Annotated in this window: 24 protein-coding genes; 21 read left to right on the top strand and 3 right to left on the bottom strand. The window is 44.2% G+C overall.

Translation table 11 applies throughout. From position 1 onward, the window contains the following. Positions 1-9: 9 nt before the first annotated feature. The 12 genes from murD (at position 10) to mutT (ending at position 14,797) form a co-directional block, all read left to right on the top strand. The gene (gene murD, locus DK187_RS10270) at positions 10-1,359 is read left to right on the top strand and encodes a UDP-N-acetylmuramoyl-L-alanine--D-glutamate ligase (RefSeq protein WP_111607267.1); all 1,350 of its coding nucleotides are present in this window, start codon (positions 10-12) and stop codon (positions 1,357-1,359) included. Then, complete coding sequence (gene ftsW / locus DK187_RS10275) at positions 1,356-2,555, top strand: putative lipid II flippase FtsW (protein ID WP_111607268.1); 1,200 nt, start codon at positions 1,356-1,358, stop codon at positions 2,553-2,555. The genes murD and ftsW overlap by 4 nt, the downstream gene beginning before the upstream one ends. After that, the gene (murG, locus tag DK187_RS10280) at positions 2,552-3,625 is read left to right on the top strand and encodes an undecaprenyldiphospho-muramoylpentapeptide beta-N-acetylglucosaminyltransferase (protein WP_111607269.1); all 1,074 of its coding nucleotides are present in this window, start codon (positions 2,552-2,554) and stop codon (positions 3,623-3,625) included. Before ftsW ends, murG begins: the two co-directional genes overlap by 4 nt. Beyond that, positions 3,622-5,043: a UDP-N-acetylmuramate--L-alanine ligase gene (gene murC / locus DK187_RS10285; RefSeq protein ID WP_111607270.1), complete on the top strand. Its 1,422-nt coding sequence runs from the start codon at positions 3,622-3,624 to the stop codon at positions 5,041-5,043. Before murG ends, murC begins: the two co-directional genes overlap by 4 nt. 1 nt (position 5,044) lies before the next feature. Continuing rightward, positions 5,045-5,998 carry a D-alanine--D-alanine ligase gene (locus tag DK187_RS10290; RefSeq protein WP_111607271.1) on the top strand — a complete coding sequence of 318 codons (954 nt, stop codon included), beginning with the start codon at positions 5,045-5,047 and terminating at the stop codon, positions 5,996-5,998. 3 nt (positions 5,999-6,001) lie between these two features. After that, on the top strand, positions 6,002-6,682 hold the full coding sequence (locus DK187_RS10295) for a cell division protein FtsQ/DivIB (RefSeq protein WP_111607272.1): 681 nt from the start codon (positions 6,002-6,004) through the stop codon (positions 6,680-6,682). A gap of 75 nt (positions 6,683-6,757) precedes the next feature. Then, the gene (gene ftsA, locus DK187_RS10300; protein ID WP_111607273.1) at positions 6,758-8,029 is read left to right on the top strand and encodes a cell division protein FtsA; all 1,272 of its coding nucleotides are present in this window, start codon (positions 6,758-6,760) and stop codon (positions 8,027-8,029) included. Positions 8,030-8,068: 39 nt separating this feature from the next. Continuing rightward, positions 8,069-9,301, top strand: a complete 1,233-nt coding sequence (ftsZ, locus tag DK187_RS10305) for a cell division protein FtsZ (RefSeq protein WP_111607274.1) — start codon at positions 8,069-8,071, stop codon at positions 9,299-9,301. Between the two features lie 107 nt (positions 9,302-9,408). Further along, positions 9,409-10,326, top strand: coding sequence for a UDP-3-O-acyl-N-acetylglucosamine deacetylase (gene lpxC, locus DK187_RS10310; protein WP_111607275.1), 918 nt, complete (start codon positions 9,409-9,411; stop codon positions 10,324-10,326). A 143-nt stretch (positions 10,327-10,469) separates the two neighbouring features. After that, positions 10,470-13,172: a preprotein translocase subunit SecA gene (gene secA / locus DK187_RS10315; RefSeq protein WP_111607276.1), complete on the top strand. Its 2,703-nt coding sequence runs from the start codon at positions 10,470-10,472 to the stop codon at positions 13,170-13,172. A gap of 15 nt (positions 13,173-13,187) precedes the next feature. Further along, positions 13,188-14,408: a bifunctional glutamate N-acetyltransferase/amino-acid acetyltransferase ArgJ gene (gene argJ / locus DK187_RS10320; RefSeq protein WP_111607277.1), complete on the top strand. Its 1,221-nt coding sequence runs from the start codon at positions 13,188-13,190 to the stop codon at positions 14,406-14,408. Beyond that, a complete protein-coding gene (mutT, locus tag DK187_RS10325; protein ID WP_111607278.1) occupies positions 14,408-14,797 on the top strand; it encodes an 8-oxo-dGTP diphosphatase MutT in 390 nt (129 codons plus the stop codon). Before argJ ends, mutT begins: the two co-directional genes overlap by 1 nt. Positions 14,798-14,884: 87 nt before the next feature. On the opposite strand, the gene DK187_RS10330 is transcribed toward mutT, so the two are convergent. Then, entirely contained in the window at positions 14,885-15,682 is a 798-nt protein-coding gene (locus DK187_RS10330; protein WP_111607279.1) for a response regulator, read from the bottom strand. A 141-nt stretch (positions 15,683-15,823) separates the two neighbouring features. On the opposite strand from DK187_RS10330, the gene ppiC reads away from it, so the two are divergent. From ppiC to DK187_RS10350, 4 genes are all read left to right on the top strand, one after another. Then, positions 15,824-16,102: a peptidylprolyl isomerase PpiC gene (gene ppiC / locus DK187_RS10335; protein WP_111607280.1), complete on the top strand. Its 279-nt coding sequence runs from the start codon at positions 15,824-15,826 to the stop codon at positions 16,100-16,102. Positions 16,103-16,126: 24 nt separating this feature from the next. Beyond that, a complete protein-coding gene (locus DK187_RS10340) occupies positions 16,127-16,552 on the top strand; it encodes a protein tyrosine phosphatase family protein (protein WP_111607281.1) in 426 nt (141 codons plus the stop codon). Between the two features lie 72 nt (positions 16,553-16,624). Beyond that, entirely contained in the window at positions 16,625-17,236 is a 612-nt protein-coding gene (locus DK187_RS10345) for a helix-turn-helix domain-containing protein (protein ID WP_111607282.1), read from the top strand. Positions 17,237-17,269: 33 nt separating this feature from the next. Beyond that, positions 17,270-18,616 carry a class II 3-deoxy-7-phosphoheptulonate synthase gene (locus DK187_RS10350; protein WP_111607283.1) on the top strand — a complete coding sequence of 449 codons (1,347 nt, stop codon included), beginning with the start codon at positions 17,270-17,272 and terminating at the stop codon, positions 18,614-18,616. Between the two features lie 70 nt (positions 18,617-18,686). On the opposite strand, the gene DK187_RS10355 is transcribed toward DK187_RS10350, so the two are convergent. Both DK187_RS10355 and DK187_RS10360 read right to left on the bottom strand, forming a co-directional pair. Then, the gene (locus tag DK187_RS10355) at positions 18,687-19,388 is read right to left on the bottom strand and encodes a GIY-YIG nuclease family protein (RefSeq protein ID WP_111607284.1); all 702 of its coding nucleotides are present in this window, start codon (positions 19,386-19,388) and stop codon (positions 18,687-18,689) included. 94 nt (positions 19,389-19,482) lie between these two features. Further along, a complete protein-coding gene (locus tag DK187_RS10360) occupies positions 19,483-20,109 on the bottom strand; it encodes an O-methyltransferase (RefSeq protein WP_111607285.1) in 627 nt (208 codons plus the stop codon). A 238-nt stretch (positions 20,110-20,347) separates the two neighbouring features. Between DK187_RS10360 and thrS the strand changes: the two genes are divergently transcribed. The 5 genes from thrS (at position 20,348) to pheS (ending at position 24,645) form a co-directional block, all read left to right on the top strand. Continuing rightward, entirely contained in the window at positions 20,348-22,285 is a 1,938-nt protein-coding gene (gene thrS / locus DK187_RS10365) for a threonine--tRNA ligase (RefSeq protein ID WP_111607286.1), read from the top strand. Between the two features lie 8 nt (positions 22,286-22,293). Beyond that, positions 22,294-22,827: a translation initiation factor IF-3 gene (gene infC / locus DK187_RS10370; protein WP_111607287.1), complete on the top strand. Its 534-nt coding sequence runs from the start codon at positions 22,294-22,296 to the stop codon at positions 22,825-22,827. 93 nt (positions 22,828-22,920) lie between these two features. Continuing rightward, complete coding sequence (rpmI, locus tag DK187_RS10375) at positions 22,921-23,115, top strand: 50S ribosomal protein L35 (RefSeq protein WP_111607288.1); 195 nt, start codon at positions 22,921-22,923, stop codon at positions 23,113-23,115. A gap of 48 nt (positions 23,116-23,163) precedes the next feature. Further along, positions 23,164-23,520 carry a 50S ribosomal protein L20 gene (rplT, locus tag DK187_RS10380; protein WP_012070283.1) on the top strand — a complete coding sequence of 119 codons (357 nt, stop codon included), beginning with the start codon at positions 23,164-23,166 and terminating at the stop codon, positions 23,518-23,520. Positions 23,521-23,649: 129 nt separating this feature from the next. Beyond that, the gene (gene pheS, locus DK187_RS10385) at positions 23,650-24,645 is read left to right on the top strand and encodes a phenylalanine--tRNA ligase subunit alpha (protein WP_111607289.1); all 996 of its coding nucleotides are present in this window, start codon (positions 23,650-23,652) and stop codon (positions 24,643-24,645) included. Positions 24,646-24,651 lie beyond the last annotated feature (6 nt).

Below are 24,651 nucleotides of genomic sequence, written 5' to 3' on the forward strand. Positions count from 1 at the left end.
GAGTTTAGCATGTCGTTGATCGGGTCAGATCGGGTAAGAGCCGTTGTCGGCTTGGGTGCGACAGGCTTGTCTTGCGTACGCTTTTTAGCCAGCAAAGGCATTGAGTTTTATGTGGTGGATTCCCGTGAGAATCCTCCGGGTTTAGAGCAAGCAAAAGCGTTTTGTTCCGAAGATCGTATTTTTACCGGTGATTTAGATGTGCTTGAAACGCTAGGGGTGACTGAGTTGTTTGTCAGTCCTGGTATCGCATTGCGTACACCTGTTTTGGCGCGTTTGGCTGAGCGTGGTGTGGCGATGCGCGGTGACATCGATTTGTTTTGTGATTATGTTGACGCGCCCTTTGTTGCTATTACAGGGTCTAATGCGAAAAGTACGGTGACGACTTTAGTGGCGATGTTGCTGCAAGCTTGTGGTAAAAATACCAAAGCAGGCGGTAATTTAGGCTTGCCAGCGTTGGATCTTCTTTCTCCTGGTACGGATTTCTACGTGCTTGAGTTGTCTAGCTTCCAGCTTGAAACAACTCACGCCCTACAAGCTGATTTGGCTTGTCTACTGAATGTGTCTGAAGATCATATGGATCGTTACAAGGATCTTTATGAATATCAACGAGCCAAACAGAAAGTCTATCGCGGCTGTAAAGCCGCTGTTTGCAATAAGCAAGATATTTTAACCGCTCCCCTGTTGGCGGAAGGTGTTCCTGTTCGTGCTTTCACTACAAAGAGCCCTGATCTCAAAGAGTATGGCATGCTCAAAGATGGGGATGGCGCTTGGTTGTGCAAAGGTGTTGAGCGCCTTTATCATACGTCTCAAATTGCCCTAAAAGGCTCGCATAATCACGCTAATGTGCTGGCGGCTTTGGCCATGCTTGAGTTGCTTGGTGTAGACGTTATGTCTGATGCGGTAGGGGAGGTATTGAAAACCTTTGGCGGTTTGCCTCATCGCTGTGAAACCGTTCGAGTGCTAGATGGTGTAACGTATATTAATGATTCTAAAGGAACCAATGTCGGCGCTACGTTAGCGGCGTTACAGGGGCTTGGTTCTACAGCCAATAAAAAGGTGTTGTTGATAGCCGGTGGTGAAGGAAAGGGGGCTGATTTTCGTGCTCTTGCTAAGCCTATTCAGGATCTTGTGCGCATTGTTTATTTATTTGGTAAAGACGCGAATCGTATTGCTGACGTGTTGTCCTCAGATGTCGAGGTTAAGCATTTTGATACCTTGGATCAAATTGTATTAAGTATTGCTCAAGACAGTCAGGAAGGGGACATTGCTTTGTTTTCTCCAGCCTGCGCGAGCTTAGATATGTATAAAAACTACGAAATGCGCGGTCAGCACTTTGCTCGTTTGGTTGCAGAGTTATGACATGGCTCAGCATATTTGATCGAGTGTCTTGGCGCGAGTTTGTAAAGGTTGATGCGCTTTTTCTTGTCGCTGTCATTTCTATTTTGGCACTGGGTATGGTGATGGTGTCTAGTGCATCCATTTCTATATCAGAAAGTATTCACGGCCATCCGTATTTTTTTATGAGGAGGCAGTTACTTTATCTGGTTTTGGGTTTGGCGTTTGGCTGGCTTCTTTTGTCGTTACCGACGAGCCAGTTACAGCAATGGGGCATCCTTATGATGGGGTTGTCCTTGATCTTGCTCATTCTTGTGCTGGTTCCCGGTATTGGGAAAAGCGTCAACGGCAGTCGTCGTTGGATCAATTTGGTGGTGTTTAACCTTCAGGCCTCTGAGGTCGCAAAAGTTTGTATGGTGGTCTATGTCTCTGGCTATTTGGTGCGAAGAGCCGACCGTGTCAGGGAAAGTTGGGTAGGGTTCGTTTTACCTCTTTGTCTATGTAGCATCTTTCTTCTCTTTTTGCTATTTGAGCCAGACTTTGGGGCTTCTGTTGTGTTGCTGGGCACCGTGATGGTGCTGCTCTTTTTGGGCGGTGCTCCCTTGTATCAGTTTTTATTACTGATGGTAGCGGCGGTTTGTATGCTTGGTGTCGTGGCGATTTCGGAAAGTTACCGTTTGAAGCGTTTGTTGAATTTCATTGATCCATGGGCCGACCCTTTTAACGAGGGGTATCAACTTAGTCAGGCGTTAATTGCTTACGGTCGAGGTGAGTGGTTTGGTCTGGGCTTGGGGAATAGCGTACAGAAATTGGCTTATTTGCCGGAAGCGCATACGGATTTTGTGTTTTCTATTTGGGTCGAAGAGACGGGCATGTTTGGTGGGCTGCTGCTGATTTGTTTGTTTGCTTTACTGGTCGGACGTGCTTTCAAAATCGGTCATAAAGCCATGGCTCTTTCTCGTCCTTTTGCTGGTTATATGTGCTTTGGTTTTGCCATTTTGGTTCTGGCGCAAGTGATTATAAACATCGGAGTAAATACGGGTTTTTTGCCGACAAAAGGTTTGACATTACCTTTGATCAGCTACGGTGGTAGTAGTCTAATTATCACGTTGGGTAGCCTGTTTGTGGTAGCGCGAGTGGATGTTGAGAATCGTCGAGTTGAGTATGGTGGTGACACAGACTCATCTGGTGTAAGTGGCCTGAAAGAGAGCAGGAAATGAATAAGGTAAGAAAAGTCATTATAATGGCTGGCGGAACAGGGGGGCATATTTACCCAGCTTTGGCCTGTGCGCAGAACTTTAAGGATCAAGGGTTCCATGTTCAGTGGCTTGGCTCTAAAGGTGGAATGGAAGAGTCTCTTGTGCCTAAACATGACATAGAGTTGCATTCTTTGTCGATCAAGGGAGTAAGGGGTAAGGGTATACTTGGCCTGCTGGCGGCCCCTTTTAGAATTTTGCACGCTGTTGGTCAGGCGGTGGCCGTTTTGCAAAAAGTGAAACCGGATATTGTTTTAGGTATGGGGGGGTTCGTTGCAGGACCAGGAGGTTTGGCCGCTCGACTGTTAGGTATTCCACTGGCTATTCATGAGCAAAATGCCGTTGCTGGAACAACGAATAAGCTGCTTGCCAGAGTTGCGAGTGTGAGGTTGCAGGCTTTCGACGGCGCGCTTACCAATGCTATTAGTGTCGGCAACCCTATTCGCAGTAATATTTTAGAGCAGCGTGTTCGTGAGCCAAGAAACGGTTCGGCAAGGCCGTTGCGATTGCTGGTTGTTGGGGGGAGTTTAGGGGCAAAAGCCATTAATGATGTCATGCCTCAAGTCTTAGCCGAATGGCCTTTCTCTCAGCGTCTGGATATTTGGCATCAAACGGGTATGCGTCATTTTGAAGCGGTATCTGAGTTGTATGAAGAGGCTGGTGTAAAAGCCCGTGTACAGGCTTACTTGGATAACATGGATCAAGCGTATTATTGGGCAGATCTTGTATTGTGTCGAGCGGGAGCGATGACAGTAAGTGAGTTAGCTGTTGCAGGCCTACCTTCTATTTTGGTGCCTTTTCCGCATGCCATCGATGATCACCAAACAGCGAATGCTCGTTATTTAGAGCAGGTTGGAGCAGCCTACCTACTGCCTCAGACGCAGTTGAACTGCGAAAAAGTTATTTCTTTGCTTTCTGAATTTGTAGAGGGCGATGAGACGTTATTGAAAATGGGTGAGCAAGCGAAGTCAATGGCTCATCCCAATGCGACACAAGATGTTGTTGCACATTGTTTAAGGTTAATAAAATCATGATTGATAATAAAGCTCAGTACGATATTCCTACCATGCGCCGTATTCAGAATATCCATTTCATTGGTATTGGTGGTGTGGGCATGTGTGGTATCGCCGAAGTGTTGCATAACCAGGGTTACCAAGTGTCAGGTTCTGATCTGAAATCGTCGTCGACAACAGAGCGCTTAGAAGGGCTCGGTATTAAGGTGTATCTTGGGCACGTGGAAGAAAACGTTTATGACGCTCACGTCATTGTTGTTTCTACGGCGATAAATGAGCAAAACCCAGAAATTATTTGGGGTAAAGAGAATCGTATTCCCATCGTCCGTCGAGCGGAAATGCTAGCCGAGTTAATGCGCTATCGTCATGGTATTGCGGTTGCGGGTACGCATGGAAAAACCACGACCACGAGTTTAATGGCGTCTATTTTGGCGGCGACAGGTGAAGCGCCAACCTTTGTAATAGGCGGACGTTTGACCAGTGCTGGTGCTAATGCGCAGCTGGGTAGTAGTGCTTATCTTGTGGCAGAAGCAGACGAGAGTGATGCGTCATTCCTGCACTTACAGCCACAAACCGTGATCGTCACCAATATTGATGCAGATCATATGGACACTTACGACGGTGATTTTGAGAAGGTCAAGCATACCTTTATCGAGTTTGTGCATAATTTGCCTTTTTACGGCCTCGCTGTGATGTGCGTTGATGATGAAAACGTGCGTGAGATTTTGCCATCATTAAGTCGACCTATTTTGACGTATGGCATTGATCAAGAAGCGGATTTTTATGCGACGGATATTGTGCAGATCGGGCGCTATTGTGAGTTTTTGGCGCACCGTCCAGATGGTGAGCCGCTGAAAATTCGTTTGCCTATGCCGGGTCGTCATAATGTGCTGAATGCCCTGGCGACCATTGCGGTTGCAACAGATTTGGGTGTGGATGCCACGGCCATTCAAGCCGGTCTGATGGGGTTTGAGGGGGTTGGTCGTCGTTTCCAAGAGCAAAAGCCACTCGCATTATCTGACGGCTCAAGTGTGATGTTTGTTGATGATTATGGTCACCACCCAAGCGAGGTTTTGGCCACAATAAAAGCGATACGTGCAGGCTGGCCTGAAAAGCGTTTGGTGATGGTCTATCAGCCGCACCGCTACACTCGAACTCGTGATCTGTATGAGGATTTTGTGCGCGTTTTGTCTCAAGTGGATGTATTGCTGTTGCTTGATGTGTATTCGGCAGGTGAAAACACCATCAATGGGGCGGACAGTCGTTCATTATGCGGCAGCATTCGCCAGCGCGGCAATGTTGATCCAATTCATGTTGGTGGTGAGGCGGATTTGCGTTCTATTTTGAGCAACGTTTTGCGTGATGGGGATTTGTTGATCACGCAAGGGGCAGGCGATATTGGTATGGTATCCAAAAATTTATCAGTGAGTGGTATTTAATATGGCACAAACACTTAAAGATTCCGTTATCGCCGTGATTTATGGTGGGCGTTCTGCTGAGCGTGATGTTTCCATGCAGAGTGGCCCTTTGGTTGCTGAGGGGCTGCGTTCGAAAGGGTTTAATGTTGTCGAACTCGACCTTTATGGGCCTGGTGCGTCATTCGATCCTATTGTTCAGTTGCAATCGATTGAGTTTGATCTGGCTTTTATTGCTCTTCACGGCGGTGAAGGAGAGGACGGGCGAGTTCAGGCTTTGCTTGAAATGCTTGGTAAGCCCTATACCGGAAGTTCGCCTTTGTCATGTGGTCTGGCAATGGACAAGGTCTTAACGAAGCGTTTTTGGAATGGTATTGGCATTCCGACGCCGGCTTATCTGTCTTTTGTCAATCATGCTGATGCGGATGCGATTGAGCAGCAAATGTCTTATCCAATGATTGTTAAGCCTTCTAGAGAAGGTTCTACCATTGGTATTAACAAAGCGATGAATCGATCTGAGCTTGATGAGGCTCTTTTGAAGGCGCTTGAATATGATTCTGACATCTTGGTTGAAGAGTTTGTTGATGGGCCTGAATTCACGATTACGATTATTGATGATGTCGCTTATCCACCAATAGGTTTAAAGCCTGCTCCAGATCATAAGCTTTATGATTATGAGGCGAAGTACATAGCGAACGATACGCAGTACCTGTTGCCGTGTGGGTTGAATGAAGATGATGAAAATGAATTGCAAATGTTGGCGCTAGATGCGTATCGATCATTAGGTTGTTCTGGTTGGGGGCGTGTTGATGTAATGCGTGATCAAGCGGGCGTGTTTTGGGTGTTAGAAGTTAATACAGCGCCTGGGATGACGTCGCACAGTTTGGTTCCTATGGCGGCCAAGTATGTGGGGATTGATTATGCTTCATTAGTTGAAAAAATTGCGCAAAATGCTTGGGATAAAGTAGGGCGTGATTGATTTATGAGGATAGCGGCACTAATAGGGGCGATTTTATTGATAATCGTTGCCACTTTTCAGGGCGACGATTCCCCCGATACCTGGTTTGCTATTCAAAAGGTTGAAATAAAGGGTCAACTAAAGTACGCAACGGAAGAAGAGCTGCAGTCTAATTATTCTTCTTTGTTGGGTCAGAGTCTTTTAAGAGTCTCTTTGTCGAGTGTGATGGATGTCGTTTTGTCATCAGAGTGGGTGGCAAGCGCAGAGATTCGTAAAGTTTGGCCAAATACGTTGCAGGTCCTTGTTCATGAACATACGCCTCTTGCATACTGGGGAGATAGGCAATTGATCTCCACCTCAGCGGTTATTATTGCGCCGCCTAAGTTACCAGATTTGCCGCTTACGCGGTTTTATGGTCCCGAAGACTCCAGTGGTGTCGTGCTTGAGCAGTTTGGTCTGATTAGTCAGGTGCTTGCGTCTACTTCTTTGCGTGTTGCCACTCTTACTTTAGAGCCAAGGGGCGCTTGGAATATAATTTTTACCAATGGTGTAGAGGTTAAGCTGGGTCGAGAGGATATTTTAGAAAGATTACAGCGCTTTATAGCCGTGTATAAGAGTGATTTATCGGGTAGAATAGATCAGATAACATCAGTCGATGCTCGTTATCCTCATGGGATAGCGGTAGGTTGGAAGCAAAATAAATGATATTGGCCTGTTTGTTGCTTTTTTAAACAGTAATGAAGGGCTTGTCATAACAACACGTGATGCCGGGAAGGTGAAATGATAGTCGGTTTGGATGTAGGCACATCGAAAGTTATTTGTTTGGTTGGCGAAGTTCTGGCTGATGGTAGTTTGGAAATTGTCGGTATTGGCTCTCATAGTTCAAAAGGCATGAAGCGTGGTGTTGTTATAAACATAGAGTCAACGGTTCAATCGATTCAACGTGCAGTTGAAGAGGCGGAGCTAATGGCGGGTTGTAACATACATTCAGTTTATGTCAGTGTGGCAGGTAGCCATATTCGAAGCTTGAACTCGCATGGCATTGTTGCTGTTAAAAATGGTGAAGTGCAAAAAGAAGATATTGATCGAGTGATTGATGCGGCTCAAGCTGTGCCGATTTCTTCTGATCAGCGAGTATTGCATATTTTGCCTCAGGAATACCACATAGACTCTCAAGAAGGCATTAAAGATCCTTTGGGTATGTCTGGTGTTCGTCTTGAAGCGAATGTGCATTTGATTTCTGGTGCGGTTAACGCCGTAATGAATGTTGAGAAGTGTATTAAGCGCTGTGGGCTTGGGGTTGATGGCGTTATTTTGTCTCAGCTCGCTTCCAGTGAGTCATCTTTGAGTGAAGATGAAAAAGACTTGGGTGTGTGCCTGATTGATATTGGTGCCGGAACATCTGATATTGCCGTCTGGCTTGATGGTGCGCTACACCATACTGCCGTTGTGCCTGTTGCAGGTGATCAGGTGACTAATGATATTTCAATGGCTTTGCGTACCCCGACTCAACATGCTGAAGAGATTAAAGTAAAATACGCTTGTGCTATGTCCTCAATGGCGTCTGCAGAGCAGGTTTTGCAAGTGCCCAGTGTGGGCGATCGTCAGCCAAGATCCATCACTCGTCATGCTTTGACTGAGGTGGTTGAGGCTCGATATGAAGAAATTTACAATTTAATTTTAGATGAGTTAAGACGCAGCGGTTATGCCGAGCGAATCCCTGCAGGTATTGTAATTACTGGGGGGACGTCGCTTATGGAAGGTGCGGCAGAGCTGGCAGAAAAGGTATTTCAGATGCCAGTTCGATTATCTTTACCAGATTGTACTAAAGGAATGTCTGACATTGTCGATAACCCTATATATTCAACAAGCGTTGGATTATTGGCTTATGGTAGTAAAGAGGCTGACGTAACTGAAATCTCGAAACGGATGATGTCTAAGACGCAAACTAAACGAGAAACATCAGTTCTGGCTCCTAAAGAAATCGGACCATCTTTCAGTGCAACGAAGGCGTGGCAGAAATTAAAACACTGGTTTCAAAGTTATATTTAGTCAGAATTGATTATGAATTTATTGAGGAGCGATAAGCCCATGAATGTCTTTGATTTAGCCGAAGATAATCTATCAGATAACGCTGTTATAAAAGTAATTGGTGTTGGCGGTGGCGGTGGTAATGCTGTTCGTCACATGCTTGAAAATCGTTTGGAAGGTGTTGAGTTTATTTGTGCCAACACGGATTCCAAAGCATTAATCGGTTTCGAAACGGGTGTTTCTTTGCAGTTAGGGTCAACCATCACCAAAGGGTTGGGTGCTGGTGCGAATCCAGAGGTTGGTCGTGATTCTGCTTTGGAAGATCAGGAAAAAATCACCCAGTTACTAACGGGTGCTGACATGGTGTTTATTACGGCCGGTATGGGCGGTGGTACGGGAACAGGGGCTGCACCAGTTATTGCAAAGGTCGCTCGTGAACTCGGTATACTGACGGTCGCTGTTGTGACCAAGCCTTTTCCTTTTGAAGGTCGTCGTCGTGCCAGAGTGGCAGAAGAGGGTGTAAGAGAGTTGCGAGAAAATGTCGACTCTTTGATCACGGTTCCGAATGAGCGTCTTTTGCCTGTTTTAGGTAAGAATATTTCGTTATTGAAGGCATTTGGTGAAGCGAATAACGTTTTGTTTAATGCCGTTCAAGGTATAACGGATTTGATTATGCGCCCAGGTTTAATCAACGTCGACTTTGCAGATGTAAGAACGGTTATGTCTGAGATGGGTATGGCGATGATGGGAACAGGGTCTGCTTCTGGTGACGATAGAGCAAGAGTGGCTGCTGAGGCGGCAATTCATAACCCGTTATTGGAAGATATCAATCTCAGGGGTGCGCGAGGCGTACTGGTAAACATTACTGCTAACGAAGAAGTTGGTTTGTCTGAGTTTACTGAGGTTGGCGCGATTATTGAAGAATATGCGTCTGAGGACGCTACCGTCGTGATTGGTTGTGCAATTGATCCTAGCGTAGGGGATGAAATGCGAGTCACGGTGGTTGCAACTGGTTTAGAGGGTCGCTCTACAGCTGAATTTCAATCTGCTGTTGGTGAATCTGTTGTCTCTCAACCGGTTATGGCAAAGGTCGGGCAATCTGCTGAAAGTAGTAATGATGTAAAAGCGGCGGTTGCTCAGCCTGTGTCGAAGCCTTCATCAACGATGAAGGTGGAAAAGGTGGAGAAAAGCTTGAGCGAGAAGAATGAGTCAGTGGATTCAACTTCGATTTCAAGTGGCGATAAATTATCGTATTTGGACATTCCAGCATTTTTACGTCGTCAAGCTGACTAGTTTGAGTAAAAACGATGCAATATCAGTATGTTGGATTGTATAAAAAATGTGTTATTGATACTATTTTTTATAAGAATAGTATCCAGTCATAAAAATGTAGGAATATAATGGTACGCCAACACACACTAAAAAACATTATTCGAGCAACTGGAGTGGGACTACACTCTGGCGAAAAAGTGTATTTGACACTAAAGCCTGCCCCTGTTAACACAGGTATTATATTTGTTCGTACAGACTTGGATCCAGTTGTTGAGATTCATGGTGATGCACGAGCAGTTGGGTCAACAAATTTTGCTACGGCTTTATGTCAAGGTGATGTGAAGGTAAGTACTGTAGAGCATTTGTTGTCTGCCATGGCAGGATTGGGTGTTGATAACGCTTATGTAGAAGTGAGTGCTAGTGAGATTCCGCTTATGGATGGAAGTGCTAGTCCCTTTGTTTTTCTTCTGCAGTCAGCTGGTCTAGAAGCGCAAAATGCTTTGAAACGATTCATTCGAGTCAAAAAACCGATTCGCGTTGATGAAGGTGATAAGTTCGCTTCATTGGAGCCTCACTCAGGTTTTCGCTTGTCCTTTACTATTGACTTTCAGCATCCAGCCATAGGTGAAGATGTTCAGAGCACATCATTTGATTTCTCAACGACAACTTTTGTTAAAGAGATTAGTCGTGCAAGAACATTTGGTTTTATGAAGGATCTTGAGTACTTTAAAAACAATAACCTTGCTCGTGGAGCAAACATGGAAAACGCCATCGTTCTTGATGACTACCGTGTTTTAAACGATGAAGGTTTACGTTACCGCGATGAATTAGTGCGCCACAAGATATTGGACGCGATTGGTGATCTATATCTTCTTGGGCACAGCCTTATTGGTGAGTATAAAGCTTACAAATCAGGTCATGCACTAAACAACAAGCTTTTGCTGGCGTTACTTGAACATCAAGATGCTTGGGAATACGTGGTATTTGAAGATGAAGCTCAAATGAATCCGATTTCTTATGTAGAGCCAGCATTTGTTGGTGCTTAATAAGTGATTAATTCTTGATCGGATTGTGAAAAACCAGACTATATGTCTGGTTTTTTTGTATTTAGGTCCTTGATATTTCATGTTTTGTCACACATTACCATGATAGACTGTCTTTATTACTAATTGGCTACGATGAGTTCAAGATGTTAGGAACTGTAATTAAAAAAATTGTCGGCACAAAGAATGACCGAGAAGTAAAACGATACAGAAAAATCGTTGTACAAATTAACCAACTTGAAGAGTCCTTCCATAAGTTATCTGATGATGATCTATCTGGGAAAACCAGTGAGTTTCGTGATCGTCTTGATAAAGGGGAATCACTGGATTCTATTCTACCGGAGGCATTTGCTGTTGTCCGTGAAGCAAGTCAGCGTGTGATGGGAATGCGTCATTTTGACGTTCAGCTCATTGGCGGGATGGTGCTTAACGAAGGTAAAATTGCAGAAATGCGGACGGGTGAAGGTAAAACACTGGTTGCGACACTGGCTGTTTACCTAAATGCTTTGTCTTCTAAAGGTGTCCATGTTGTTACAGTGAACGATTATCTGGCGAAGCGTGATGCTAACTGGATGAGACCTCTTTATGAATTTCTAGACATGAGTGTCGGTGTGGTTTTTTCCGGACAAGACCGTGAAGATAAAAAAGCGGCTTATCTGTGCGATATTACCTACGGTACTAATAACGAATTTGGTTTTGATTATTTGCGTGACAACATGGTCTTTCGTTTAGAAGACCGTGTGCAGCGTGATTTGCACTTTTCTGTTGTCGATGAGGTTGACTCTATCTTGATCGACGAGGCCAGAACGCCGCTCATTATTTCTGGTGCGGTTGAAGACAGTTCTGAGCAGTATCGAAAAATCAATATGCTTGCTCCTCTTTTGGTTAAACAGGAAGAAAGTGAGACCGAAGAGTCCACTGGGCACTATATTTTTGATGAATCACAACGCAGTATTGAATTGACTGAAGAAGGCCACTCGTTTGTTGAAAATTGGCTGGTAGAGCAAGGAATGTTGGGTGAAGGAGAGAGCCTCTACGCAGCAGGTAATCTTTCTTTGTTGCATCATGTGCATGCCTGTTTAAAAGCCCATGTTATTTTCAAGAAGAACGTAGATTATGTTATTCAAGGTGATCAGATTGTCATCGTGGATGAACATACTGGTCGTACCATGGTTGGGCGTCGTTGGTCTGAGGGTATTCATCAGGCGGTTGAAGCGAAAGAGGGTGTGACTATCCAAGCGGAAAGTCAAACGCTTGCCTCAACTACCTTTCAGAATTACTTCCGTTTGTATGAAAAACTGTCTGGTATGACAGGTACGGCTGATACCGAGGCGTTTGAGTTTCAGCAAATATACGGATTGTCGGTTATTGTTATTCCGACCAATCGTCAAGTGCAGCGTAAAGACTTCAATGATTTGATTTACATGTCAACGGAAGACAAGTTTGAAGCCATTGTGTTGGACATTGAAGAGAATGTAAAACAAGGCCGACCTGTTTTGGTGGGTACCGCTTCTATTGATTATTCAGAGCTCCTTTCTAACTATCTTCTTAAAAAGAACGTTAAGCACAATGTTTTGAATGCGAAGCAGCATGAGCGTGAAGCTGAGATTGTTGCTGAAGCCGGTCGTCCAGGAGCGGTTACCATTGCGACAAACATGGCTGGTCGTGGTACTGACATTGTTTTAGGTGGCAATTTACAGGTTGAGTTGGCACAGTTGGGCGAAAATGCCAGTCAAGAGCGTATTGACGCGTTAAAGGCTGACTGGAAAACGCGTAACGAGTCGGTGTTGGCAGCAGGTGGTTTGCATATTATTGGTACTGAGCGTCACGAATCTCGACGTATAGACAATCAGTTGCGTGGTCGTGCAGGTCGTCAGGGGGATGTGGGGTCGTCTCGCTTCTACTTGTCTCTTGAAGACAACTTAATGCGCATCTTTATGTCTGATCGTATTAAAAAGATGATGATGGCGCTTGGTATGGAAAAAGGTGAGGCCATTGAACATAAGATGGTTTCCAACGCGATTGAAAAAGCCCAGCGTAAGGTCGAGGGTCGTAACTTTGATATTCGTAAGCAGCTGTTAGAATACGATGACGTTGCTAACGATCAAAGACAGGTTATATACCGCCAGCGTTTTGAAATGATGGTGTCTGAAGATCTATCTGAAGCCATTTTAGCGATGCGTGAAGAGGTGGTTGCAGGGTTGATTGATGAGTTTATTCCGCCGCAAAGTATCTTTGATATGTGGGATCTTGCAGGGTTGGAAGAGAAGATCCGCAACGAGTTTGGCTTGTCCTTGCCTATTGTTAAATGGGTTGAAGAGGATAAGAAGCTTTATGAGGAGCCGCTGCGTCAGAAGATATTGGACAGTTTCTTAGAAGATTATCAAGCGAAAGAAGCGATTGCAGGTGAGCAGCCTTTTAGGGCGTTTGAGAAGCAGGTGCTTTTACAGGTGCTTGATACCTTGTGGAAAGAGCATTTGCAAACCATGGATATGTTGAGACAAGGTATTCATTTGCGTGGTTATGCGCAGAAAAACCCTAAGCAAGAATACAAGCGTGAGGCGTTTGAATTATTTCAGGGTTTGTTAGAGCAAATTAAGTTTGAAGTGATTCAAATCATTACTCGTGTGAAAGTTCAGTCGGCTGAAGAGGCTTCGAAAATTGAAGAGGCCCGTAGAAAGCAAGAAGAGAAAATGACGATGAGCATGATTCATGATTCTTTGGATGCACTGTCCGACTCTCCTGCAAGCGCGGATGATTCTCAGGAGTATCCTAAAGTGGGTCGAAATGAGCCGTGCCCATGTGGTTCTGGTAAAAAGTACAAACAATGTCACGGTCGTCTGATTTAATTGGAGAGTGTTTAAATGGCGGTAGGATTACATGATTTTCCAGCTATCCCAGAAATAAAAGGGATTCGCATAGGTGTTGCTGAAGCGGGTATCAAAAGACCGAATAAAAAAGATGTCGTTATTTTTGAAGTATGTGAAGGCGCATCGGTAGCGGGTGTTTTTACGCAAAACGCTTTTTGTGCAGCTCCTGTTCGAATTTGCCAGCAGCATTTGGGGTTATCTGGAAGTCGCTATTTGCTGATTAATACCGGTAATGCTAACGCAGGAACGGGCAAATTGGGTTTGGCTACTGCGTTAAAGACGTGTGAGTTTCTGGCTGATCAAGCAGGCGTGAATGTAGAAGCCATCCTACCGTTTTCAACGGGTGTGATTGGCGAGCCGCTGCCGGTTGATAAGATTATTGCTGCTATTCCAGCAGCATTGGCTAACTTGTCGGCAAATAACTGGCATTCAGCCGGTGTTGGTATTATGACGACCGATACTTTGCCAAAGGGGTCGATTCGTACTTTTGATTTTGAAGGCAAAACTTACAGTATTGCGGGTATTTCAAAAGGCGCGGGTATGATTCGTCCTAATATGGCGACTATGCTGGGATACGTGTGTAGTGATATTGCTATGGATGTTTCAGTGCTCCAGTCAATACTCAAAGACGTTGTTAATAAAAGCTTTAACCGCATTACTATTGATAGTGATACGTCAACCAATGATTCTTGCGTTGCCATTGCGACAGGCATGGCGGGTAATGCCAAAGTAACGTCTGTTGATGAGCCCCTTGCTCAAGCCTTTATTGCGGCATTTACCGAAGTGATGCAAGAGTTGGCTCATGCTATCGTTCGAGATGGCGAAGGGGCGACGAAATTTGTGACGGTTGAAGTGGTCGGTGCTGCTATTCAGTCTGATGCAACCAAAACGGCATTTGAAATTGCACATTCGCCTTTGGTTAAGACGGCATTGTTTGCTTCTGATCCAAACTGGGGGCGCATTTTAGCTGTTGTGGGTCGTGCTGGTGTGCAAGATTTGGATGTTGATAAAGTGCAGTTGCATATCAATGGTTTTGAGGTGGCTCGTAATGGTGGTCGTTCTCCAGATTATTTGGAGGAGCACGGTAAGCAAGCTATGGCACCACAAGAAATTCATATAGTGCTTGATCTAGGTATGGGAGACGAATCTGACGTGGTTTGGACAACAGATTTTTCTCATGAGTACGTTACTATCAACGCAGAGTATCGCACCTAATGTTGGTGAAAGTGGCGGCTGGGGTCATTCTTCGGAATGACTCTGTTTTTATTGCCCTTAGACAATCGAACCAGCATCAAGGGGATTTGTGGGAGTTTCCTGGTGGCAAATGTGAGCCTTCTGAGGCTGTCGATGCTGCCTTGGTGCGTGAATTAAAAGAAGAATGCGGTATTTCCGTTACGGAGCATTCTTTTTTTAAAACGATCTCGCATGATTACGGTGATAAACAAGTTGAATTGCATTTCTATAAAGTCACTGGTTTTAAAGATGAGCCAATGGGTAAAGAAGGGCAAGAGGTACGCTGGGTGACGGTGTCTGATTTGCTGTATTATGAGTTTCCTGAGGCAAACAAAGTTATTGTTGAAGCTTTGATGGCGGAAGTGACATAGTACAAGCGTAGACTGTCAATCAGTGTGCTGATATTAAGCGCCGTGTAGGTGAAAAAAAGAGCTTCAATTTGAAGCTCTTTTTTTATTTTAGCTGAGTATTTTAGCCAGCAGTTTTCTGACGACGCTGGGTTCGAAAGGTTTGCCACATATCGCATCTACGCCTTCTTGGGCGATGTTGGATAGTTGACTGTCTTCTGAGTTTGAACTCACCATGAGTATGGGGATATGGGCCAGCGATGGGTCTTTTCTAACGGCTTCGGTCAATTCTCGACCATCCATTTCCGGCATATTATAGTCTGTCACAATTAGGTCAAATTCCATTCTACTGAGTAGTTCGATGGCTTCTTTGCCATTTTCTGCGAATTGTATGTCTTCTATTCCCATCGTATTGAGTGTTCTGCTGACGTGTTTTCGAGCCATAAGGCTATCATCGGTCACTAGCACGCGTAGCATTTTTGGGTCGAACATTTCTAGGTCTATTTCTTCTTCTACGATAAGATCCAGAGTCGCGTGAATGGCTCTCTGTAAGTCTGTTTTGCTGAAGGGCTTGGGAAGTATGGCAAGAACGCCAGATTGTCTTAAGTGTTCGAGGTGATCTCTATTACGCTCGCTGGAAATGAGCATGAAGCATTGGTTTTCTGTTGCTTGATTGGCTCTGATTTTGTCAATTAAGTCATTTGCACTGCCATCAGGTAAGTACATGGATGAGATCACCAGATCGGGTGGGAATGACGCCAGGGATTCTATGGTTTCTTGAATGTTATTTGCATAGTCAATTTTACTTATGCCAGCATCTTCCAGTGCTTTGGTAATGATTTTCTTTTGAGTGTCTGAGGGTTCCACAAGGAGAAAGGAAAGATCACTTATTGCTGCGTAACTGCTCATACTGTAAAACCGCCTATATTGATGTTAATACTGCTTTTTTTGCTCAGACTAATTTAAGCTTAATGATTGCTTATAGTGAATTCCATTATACTAAATAGGTTAACATGTTTTATCTAGTAAATTTGAATAGTAGAGGTTTTGATGGCAACGGCAAGTGCGTGTCATATTTTGGTGAAAACAAAGGCGGAAGCGGAGTCGCTTAAAGAGAAATTAGACAAGGGGGCCGATTTTCATAAATTAGCCAAGCAGTTTTCTACTTGCCCATCAGGTAAGAAGGGTGGCGATCTTGGTGAGTTTCGTAAAGGTGATATGGTTGCTGCTTTCGATAAGGCTGTGTTTACTGGGCCTTTATTAAAAGTGCAGGGGCCAGTAAAAACCCAGTTTGGCTTTCATCTAATTAAAGTGTTATATCGTTCCTGAGTCTATTTAAGAGGAGAAAAGGCTATGAGTCATCCTGTTCAGCTTGATGAATTGTATTTTGTGGCGCCCCAGCTTGCTGAGTCTGATATCGCTTTACTTAAGGCGCAGGGGTTTGAGCGAATCATTAATAATCGTCCGGAGGCTGAGTCGGATGATCAGCCTTCTGGTGATAGTTTGCGTGCTGTGGCTGAGTCTTTGGGTATGGAGTATGTTAGCAACCCTATTAATTTGGCGGCGCTTTCTCAGGATCAAGTTGATTTTCAGAGGCATGTTTTGTTGAGTGAGAAAAAGACCTTGGCGTTTTGCCGAACTGGTACGCGTTCTTCGGTTTTATGGGTGTTATTAGAAAATAGTAAGGGTGTGGATTATAGCGAGCTGATCGAGCTGGTATCAGGCAAAGGGTTTGATCTTTCTCGTTGTGCGTCTGCCATGGCTCCATTGCTTAAATAGACTAATGAAAACGGATAAATTTTTTGCTTAATAGGCTTTTGTTAAGCTTTTTTAAAACAGTATTGGGAAATTATGGTTAGTCGTCCGTCACTAGAAACTGCTACAGCGTCAGATCCAGACCGGTTTGTTGAGCCTTTGGAGCTTGGCAAGCGAGTAAAAGAAATTCGTCTTGCAAAAGGTTGGACACTTGAAGAGGTGGGAAAAAGAACAGGTATTGCTCGTTCTACATTGTCGAAAATTGAGAATGATCAAGTGTCGCCAAGTTTTACCATTGTACAAAAGTTGATTAAGGGCTTGGAAATGGATTTGCCGCAACTGTTTGTTGAGGCCAGTGAGCATTCTATTGCGGGAAGGCGAGACATTACTCGAAAAGGTAAAGGTGAGCCTCATCCGACGGCGACATATGAGCATGAGCTTTTAAATTATTCCATTAGTCGTAAAAAGATGGTGCCTTTTAAAACAACCGTTCGAGCAAGATCTTTTACCGAGTTTAAAGAGTGGGTTCGTCATGATGGCGAAGAATTTCTGTTGGTGTTGCAAGGGAAGATTAATTTTTTCTCTGAACTCTATGAGCCAATTGAATTAAAAGAAGGTGACAGTGTGTATTATGATGCCACTATGGGGCATGCTGTTGTGTCGACATCAATAAAAGATGCAGAAATACTTTGGGTGGTTGCCCGTTAATAAGTGATTTATAGAAGAAGGTTGTAGAACATTATGAAGCAGTGGGAATTGACAAGTTGGAGAGAAAAAACGGCACTACAGCAGCCGGTTTATCCTAATGCAGAGCATTTGGCGCAGGTTGAGAAGACATTAGGGAAGATGCCTCCGCTGGTTTTTGCTGGTGAGGCGCGGCAGTTGAAAAAAGCCCTAGCGCAGGTCGCCAATAGACAGTCATTTCTACTGCAAGGTGGAGATTGTGCAGAGAGTTTCGCGGAGTTTCACGCGAATAATATTCGCGACACGTTTAAGGTTATGTTGCAAATGGCCGTCGTTTTGACTTATGCCGGTAAGTGCCCGGTTGTCAAGGTTGGGCGAATGGCTGGGCAGTTTGCTAAACCAAGATCGGCGGGTACAGAGACAATAAATGGTGTTGAGTTGCCAAGTTATCGCGGCGATATTATTAATGGTATTGAATTTACTGAGCAAGCTAGGGTTCCTGATCCTGAGCGTTTGGTGCAAGTATATAACCAGAGTGCATCAACCATGAATTTACTTCGTGCCTTTGCTCAAGGTGGATTTGCAGATTTGCATCAGGTGCATCAATGGAATTTAGATTTTTTAAGTGCGAGCCCTGCTGGAAGTCGTTATCAAGGTGTCGCAGACAAAATCGACGATGCACTACAATTTATGGAAGCTTGTGGTATCGGTCCTGGTTTGGCTCAACTGAGAGAGACAGATTTCTATACGTCTCATGAAGCGCTGTTGTTGCCATACGAACAATCTTTAACGCGTAAAGATAGCTTGACGGGGGATTGGTACGATTGTTCCGCCCATATGTTATGGATTGGTGATCGGACTCGTCAGTTAGATGGTGCACACGTTGAATTTCTGCGCGGCGTAAAGAACCCCATTGGTGTTAAAGCTGGCCCATCTATGGATCCTGAGGATCTGCTTCGTCTGTGTGATGTGTTGAACCCTGAGAATGAGCCGGGTCGTTTGAACATCATTGTTAGGATGGGGGTAGATAAAGTGGCTGAGGGAATGCCTAAGCTGATTCGTGCCATTCAACGCGAAGGAAAGCAAGTGGTTTGGAGTAGTGATCCGATGCACGGTAACACAGTGAAGGCATCAACGGGCTACAAAACGCGTCGTGTAGATGATGTGTTAAGGGAAGTTCAGCAATTCTTCCAAGTTCACAATGCAGAAGGTACTTATGCCGGCGGTGTGCATTTTGAAATGACAGGGCAAAATGTGACCGAATGCGTTGGTGGTGCCTTTGAAGTGACGGAAGCGGATTTGGCGGATCGATACCACACACATTGTGATCCTCGTTTGAATGCAGATCAGTCTTTAGAGTTGGCTTTCATGATTTCTGAGACGCTAAAAAAAGCAAGAGCGTGATGTACTGATAGCATAAAAAAGGCCCAGATTGAACTGTCATCAATCTGGGCCTTTTTATTTGCTGAGACAATCAGCCTTTACGGCGACGAAATGCAGACGTGGCAGATTTGGACGTTACATCAATTTTTGCCATGATGAGTGCCATTTCTTCTGCTTCCGCTTGTTGCTGTGACTTTAATTTTTCTTCGCGTTCTTTTTTGGCGGCTCTTTCCGCCTCATTCAGCATTTTTTGAATGCTGGCTTTGCTTTTGGCGCGAGGGGGCGCTTTTTTCTTTTCAGTCGCGGTGGCAGCAACTGGTGTTCCTAGTCTGTCTTCACCGATAAGCTCGCCAAAAAAAGATTTGGCCGTTGGCGCGGGCTCAATTGTCTTTTTTGGTAGTTCTACTGTTTTTTTTTCCGCGACTTTTCTTATTTTTTTGGGTTGTTCGGCTGTTGATACGCCATTTGCATCAAATAGCGCTTTTTTGCCAAGATTTAAAGTTGTGGCTTTTTCAGCCGTCTGCGCAATTTTGTAGCCGCGTAAACTTTCACCGTTATAAATAGAAATGTAATCCGTTTCTAATTCATAAAGCTCTTCTTTGTCGCTTGTTTCAAATAGTTCTTCAACTGTAAAAGCTTCAACGCCATTCTCCCTAATGTCGTTGTATAAAGGAAAGTCCAAACCTTCGCTTGTTGCTTCTACGTACTGTTCGAAACGTTGGAAGCCACTATTGAAAGACGTTCCAATGTAGTGTTTGCCGGAGATGTTATTTGTGATTTTAAAAACGACCAAAATCGCTGCCTCTTACGTAATATCTTTTTAATAGCACATAAACCCCAGTCACCTGAGGTAACCCAAAGGTGACTGGGGTTTATAAGAAATGGGTTTAGTGTTTTACGACGATGTTGAGACCGTCACGAACATTCAAGTGAACATTCTCAACTCGTGTGTCTTGCGCAATTAAGCGGTTGACCTGATTTACAGCGATATCGCTGTTTTCTTTTGGGTCTAGAACTCTTCCTTGCCATAAGGAGTTATCAATGATGATAAGGCCACCAGACTTTACAAGCGGTAGTACTGCTTGGTAGTAATTTAAATAGTTACGCTTATCGGCATCAATAAAGACAAAGTCAAATTCCCCTTCAAGGGATTCGATTATATCGAGTGCTGGGCCAAAAATCGTTTGGATTTTTGTGCCATGCTCGCTACGATCAAAAAATGACTGAGCGAATTCAATCGCTCTAGGGTTAGTTTCACAGCAAATGAGTTTGCCATCATTGGGCATGCCTTCGGCGATAGAGAGTGCTGAATAACCAGTAAACATGCCGATCTCTAGCGCGCGTTTAGGTTGAGCTATTTTTGCCAGAAGCTTCAAAGTGCGGCCAATGGTTTTTCCTGATAACTTGTTCGGATAGCCCATTTCAGAATAAGTTCTTTCAACTAATTCAATTAATAGGTCAGGTTCCGCTTGAGTTGTCTCAATGCAGTAGTCGTCAAGAGTTGAAAGATCCATAGAGCCTTTTGATAAATGAAGTCTGTGTGAAACGGATGCTAATTTTACTCTGCATGCAGAGAATGTCTATGCCTTAAAGACAGAAAAAAGGCTTGATTTTTGTATGTTGCTGTTTAGCGCTACTATAAAGAGCAATTAAATTAGATTCGCATGCATAATCGAAAAATGCTAATTTATGCGCTGAAATTTACATGTGCTCTTTGGTATGGAGCACCACTGACTCCGATAGGGGAATAAAATGCCTGTAATTACTTTGCCTGATGGCAGCCAACGCTCTTTTTCAAATCCTGTGACTGTCATGCAAGTGGCTGAGGATATTGGTCCAGGTCTTGCTAAAGCCACTGTAGCTGGTCGTGTAAATGGTCAGTTGGTTGATGCCTGTGAGCTGATTTCTGATGACGCTACCTTAAGCATCATTACTGGAAAGGATTCAGAGGGTGTGGAGATTATTCGCCACTCTTTTGCACACCTTGTTGGACATGCTGTTAAGCAGCTATACCCAACTGCCGAAATGGCAATTGGTCCTGTGATTGATGAAGGGTTCTATTACGATATTGCGTATGAGCGTCCCTTTACTCCAGAAGATTTGGCGGCTATTGAAAAGCGCATTGGTGAGTTGGTCAAAACCGATTACGATGTTGTTAAGAAAATGACGCCGATTGGTGATGCACGTCAGCAATTTGTTGAGCGTGGCGAGACCTATAAGGTCGCCTTGATCGATGATATGGACGAATCTGTAAAAGAAGTTGGCTTGTATCATCATGAAGAATACATGGATATGTGTCGTGGCCCTCACGTGCCAAACACTCGAGTGTTGCGTCACTTTAAGTTGATGAAGCTGGCGGGTGCATACTGGCGTGGTGATTCTAATAATGAAATGCTTCAGCGTATCTATGGAACGGCGTGGAATGATAAAAAAGAATTAAACGCTTATTTAACTCGAATTGAAGAAGCTGAAAAGCGCGACCATCGTAAGTTAGGTAAGAAATTAGATCTTTTTCATCTTCAAGAAGAAGCGCCTGGAATGGTATTTTGGCATCCTAAAGGGTGGCGTCTATACCAAGCCGTTGAGCAATATATGCGTCAGAAGCAACTTGATAACCACTATCAAGAGGTGAAAACACCGCAAATTGTTGACCGTGTGCTGTGGGAGAAATCTGGGCACTGGGGCAAATACCATGAGAATATGTTTACTACGCATTCTGAAAATCGTGATTATGCCGTTAAGCCGATGAACTGTCCTTGCCACATTCAGGTTTATAATCAGGGGCTGAAAAGTTACCGTGATTTACCATTTCGTATGGCGGAATTTGGCTCTTGTCACCGTAACGAGCCTTCTGGTGCGTTACATGGTATTATGCGTGTGCGTAATTTCGTTCAAGACGATGGCCATATTTTTGTAACAGAAGGGCAGATTCAACAAGAAGTGTCTGAATTTATTGCTTTGTTGCACGAAGTTTATGCAGACTTTGGTTTTGACAATATTATTTATCGCTTGTCTACTCGTCCTGAGCAACGTGTGGGATCAGATGAAGTTTGGGATAAGGCTGAAAAATCTTTATCAGACGCATTGGATTCTGCCGGTTTAGAATGGGAAGAGCTGCCAGGTGAAGGTGCTTTCTACGGACCTAAAATTGAGTTCTCTTTGAAAGATGCCATTGGTCGTGTGTGGCAATGCGGCACCATTCAAGTCGATTTTTCAATGCCAACTCGCTTAGGTGCGCAATATGTGTCGGAAGATGGTTCACGTCAAACACCGGTAATGTTGCACCGAGCGATAGTAGGATCACTTGAGCGTTTTATCGGTATTTTGATTGAAGAGACAGAAGGTGCCTTTCCGGTCTGGCTTGCGCCTGAACAAGTTGTTATCATGAACATTACAGACCGCCAAGCAGACTATTGCTCTGATTTGGCAAAAACATTGAATTCAAATGGCTTTAGAGCAAAACTTGACTTGAGAAACGAGAAGATCGGGTTTAAAATCCGCGAGCATACTCTTCAACGAGTGCCGTACATGATCGTAGTTGGTGATAAAGAAGTAGAACAGAAACAAGTTGCTGTTCGTACTCGCACTGGTGAAGATCTTGGAGTGATGAGTATTTCCGAATTTGAAGGTTTGCTTCAAAAAGAAGTTGCTCGCCGTAGCCGTAAACAAGAAATGGAGATAGTACTATAAAAGGTAATATGAATCGTGGACGTACCGCTAGTAAGCAGCGTCCTCTAATCAACGAGAACATTCGAGCTACCGAAGTGCGTTTGATCGCTGCTGATGGTGAACAAGTTGGCGTTGTCTCTCTTGAAGAGGCACTAAAAGCAGCTCAAGAAGCTACTTTAGACTTAGTGCAAATTGCTGATTCAGATCCGATTGTTTGCAAAATCATGGACTACGGCAAGCATATTTTTGAAGCGAAGAAAGCGAAAGCTGCGCAAAAGAAAAATGCGAAGCAGATCCAGGTTAAAGAAATGAAATTCCGTCCAGGGACGGAGGAAGGGGATTATCAGGTAAAACTCCGCAACCTGATACGTTTCCTTGAAGGCGGGGATAAGGCCAAAGTATCGTTACGATACCGCGGTCGTGAAATGGCCCATCAGGAGCTTGGTATGCAGCTTATGAATCGAGTCGCAGCAGACTTAGAGGATTATGGTGTAGTAGAGCAAGCTGCGAAAATGGAAGGTCGTCAATTGACTATGGTGCTAGGCCCCAAAAAGAAGAAGTAATTTTAAATAATTTGGCTTTAAGGGCTTCGGCTCTTAAAGACTAAACTATGGAAAAATTACACTAACATTAACGAATGCGAGAGTGGTTTTATCATGTCCAAAATTAAGTCACACAGTGGCGCAGCTAAGCGCTTCAAACGTACCGCGAATGGTTTTAAACATAAACAGTCTCATACTAGTCATATTTTGACTAAAAAATCGACTAAGCGTAAGCGTCATCTTCGTCCTATGGGACAGATCGCGCAGTGCGATAAAGCGTCTATTGTACGCATGTTGCCATACATCTAAGTCTAGATTTTTTTTAGTTCATTAATTTATTAGTATAAGGTTTATATTATGCCTCGCGTAAAACGTGGTGTTCAGGCTCGTCGCCGTCACAAAAAGATTTTAAAGCAAGCTAAAGGTTACTACGGTGCACGTAGCCGTGTATTTCGTGTAGCAAAACAAGCTGTTATCAAAGCTGGTCAGTATCAGTACCGTGACCGTCGTCAGCGTAAACGTCAATTCCGCGCATTGTGGATTGCTCGTATTAACGCTGCTGCACGTATCAATGGTCTGTCTTACAGCCGTTTCATTGCTGGCTTGAAACAAGCGGCAATTGAAATTGACCGTAAGGTTTTGGCTGACCTAGCTGTGTACGAGAAAGAAGTTTTTGCTGCTATCGTTGAAAAAGCGAAAGTAAGCTTGGCTTAATTTCTGACGTAGCCTTAGGGTGATTCAATCTTGATAGATGTAATCTTAATAGAGCGAGTCATTCAATGCAGTCTTTGATAGGGGGAGAGCCAATGGTTCTTCCCCTATTTTATTTTTTGGAGTGTGTAAATGGAGAACCTAAAGCAGATTCTTGCTGATGCGCTAAGCGCAGTGGCTGCGTCTGAGAGTGAGTCCGCTCTGGATGATGTACGTGTGCATTATTTGGGTAAGAAGGGCGCTCTGACTGCTTTGTTGAAACAGCTTGGTAATGTTTCTGCAGAGGACCGACCAAAATTCGGTCAAATGGTCAATGAAGCAAAAGACCAAGTTCAGGAAAAAATCACTGAGCGTAAACAGTTTCTTGCAGAAGCGGCACTAAACGCTAAATTAGCAACCGAAACAATTGATATCTCTTTGTCTGGTAAAGGTCAGGACGTGGGTGGCTTGCATCCTGTGACTCGCACCATGGAGCGTATCGAAACTTTTTTCCGTGGTATTGGTTTCGATGTGGCTTCAGGGCCAGAAATCGAAGACGATTATCACAATTTTGAAGCGTTAAATATTCCTGCGCATCACCCTGCGCGTGCGATGCAAGATACCTTCTATTTTAATCCGTCAACTGTACTAAGAACGCATACATCGCCTGTTCAAGTGCGCACAATGGAAACGACTCAGCCGCCAATTCGTATTATCTGCCCTGGTCGTGTGTATCGTTGTGATTCAGATCAAACTCATACACCGATGTTTCATCAGGTGGAAGGTCTGCTTATTGACGAAAATATTTCATTCGCAGACTTGAAGGGAATTTTGCAGCAATTTTTGAACGTTTTCTTTGAAGACGATTTGAAAGTGCGTTTCCGTCCTAGCTACTTCCCATTTACTGAGCCTTCCATTGAAGTGGATATCATGCGAACGAATAGCAAGGGCGAAGAGTCTTGGTTAGAAGTGTTGGGTTGTGGCATGGTGCATCCGAAAGTACTTGAAATGTCAGGAATTGATTCCGAAAAATACACAGGCTTCGCTTTTGGCATGGGGGTAGAGCGTTTCGCTATGCTGCGCTATAAAGTGGATGATCTTCGTATGTTTTTTGAGAACGATTTGCGTTTCCTTAAACAGTTCAAGTAACCAGTC

The organism is Marinomonas arctica (assembly GCF_003259225.1).
Lineage (GTDB): Bacteria > Pseudomonadota > Gammaproteobacteria > Pseudomonadales > Marinomonadaceae > Marinomonas > Marinomonas arctica.

What these genes read in the sequence shown, in the direction of transcription:
- ppiC (WP_111607280.1), top strand. Translation starts at nt 15,824, where the DNA reads ATGGCAACGGCAAGTGCGTGTCATATTTTGGTGAAAACAAAGGCGGAA.
- argJ (WP_111607277.1), top strand. Translation starts at nt 13,188, where the DNA reads ATGGCGGTAGGATTACATGATTTTCCAGCTATCCCAGAAATAAAAGGG.
- thrS (WP_111607286.1), top strand. Translation starts at nt 20,348, where the DNA reads ATGCCTGTAATTACTTTGCCTGATGGCAGCCAACGCTCTTTTTCAAAT.
- DK187_RS10295 (WP_111607272.1), top strand. Translation starts at nt 6,002, where the DNA reads ATGAGGATAGCGGCACTAATAGGGGCGATTTTATTGATAATCGTTGCC.
- DK187_RS10340 (WP_111607281.1), top strand. Translation starts at nt 16,127, where the DNA reads ATGAGTCATCCTGTTCAGCTTGATGAATTGTATTTTGTGGCGCCCCAG.
- mutT (WP_111607278.1), top strand. Translation starts at nt 14,408, where the DNA reads ATGTTGGTGAAAGTGGCGGCTGGGGTCATTCTTCGGAATGACTCTGTT.
- lpxC (WP_111607275.1), top strand. Translation starts at nt 9,409, where the DNA reads ATGGTACGCCAACACACACTAAAAAACATTATTCGAGCAACTGGAGTG.
- DK187_RS10360 (WP_111607285.1), bottom strand. Translation starts at nt 20,109, where the DNA reads ATGGATCTTTCAACTCTTGACGACTACTGCATTGAGACAACTCAAGCG.
- rplT (WP_012070283.1), top strand. Translation starts at nt 23,164, where the DNA reads ATGCCTCGCGTAAAACGTGGTGTTCAGGCTCGTCGCCGTCACAAAAAG.
- murC (WP_111607270.1), top strand. Translation starts at nt 3,622, where the DNA reads ATGATTGATAATAAAGCTCAGTACGATATTCCTACCATGCGCCGTATT.
- DK187_RS10330 (WP_111607279.1), bottom strand. Translation starts at nt 15,682, where the DNA reads ATGAGCAGTTACGCAGCAATAAGTGATCTTTCCTTTCTCCTTGTGGAA.
- murD (WP_111607267.1), top strand. Translation starts at nt 10, where the DNA reads ATGTCGTTGATCGGGTCAGATCGGGTAAGAGCCGTTGTCGGCTTGGGT.
- secA (WP_111607276.1), top strand. Translation starts at nt 10,470, where the DNA reads ATGTTAGGAACTGTAATTAAAAAAATTGTCGGCACAAAGAATGACCGA.
- DK187_RS10290 (WP_111607271.1), top strand. Translation starts at nt 5,045, where the DNA reads ATGGCACAAACACTTAAAGATTCCGTTATCGCCGTGATTTATGGTGGG.
- murG (WP_111607269.1), top strand. Translation starts at nt 2,552, where the DNA reads ATGAATAAGGTAAGAAAAGTCATTATAATGGCTGGCGGAACAGGGGGG.
- infC (WP_111607287.1), top strand. Translation starts at nt 22,294, where the DNA reads ATGAATCGTGGACGTACCGCTAGTAAGCAGCGTCCTCTAATCAACGAG.
- ftsA (WP_111607273.1), top strand. Translation starts at nt 6,758, where the DNA reads ATGATAGTCGGTTTGGATGTAGGCACATCGAAAGTTATTTGTTTGGTT.
- pheS (WP_111607289.1), top strand. Translation starts at nt 23,650, where the DNA reads ATGGAGAACCTAAAGCAGATTCTTGCTGATGCGCTAAGCGCAGTGGCT.
- rpmI (WP_111607288.1), top strand. Translation starts at nt 22,921, where the DNA reads ATGTCCAAAATTAAGTCACACAGTGGCGCAGCTAAGCGCTTCAAACGT.
- DK187_RS10345 (WP_111607282.1), top strand. Translation starts at nt 16,625, where the DNA reads ATGGTTAGTCGTCCGTCACTAGAAACTGCTACAGCGTCAGATCCAGAC.
- DK187_RS10350 (WP_111607283.1), top strand. Translation starts at nt 17,270, where the DNA reads ATGAAGCAGTGGGAATTGACAAGTTGGAGAGAAAAAACGGCACTACAG.
- ftsZ (WP_111607274.1), top strand. Translation starts at nt 8,069, where the DNA reads ATGAATGTCTTTGATTTAGCCGAAGATAATCTATCAGATAACGCTGTT.
- ftsW (WP_111607268.1), top strand. Translation starts at nt 1,356, where the DNA reads ATGACATGGCTCAGCATATTTGATCGAGTGTCTTGGCGCGAGTTTGTA.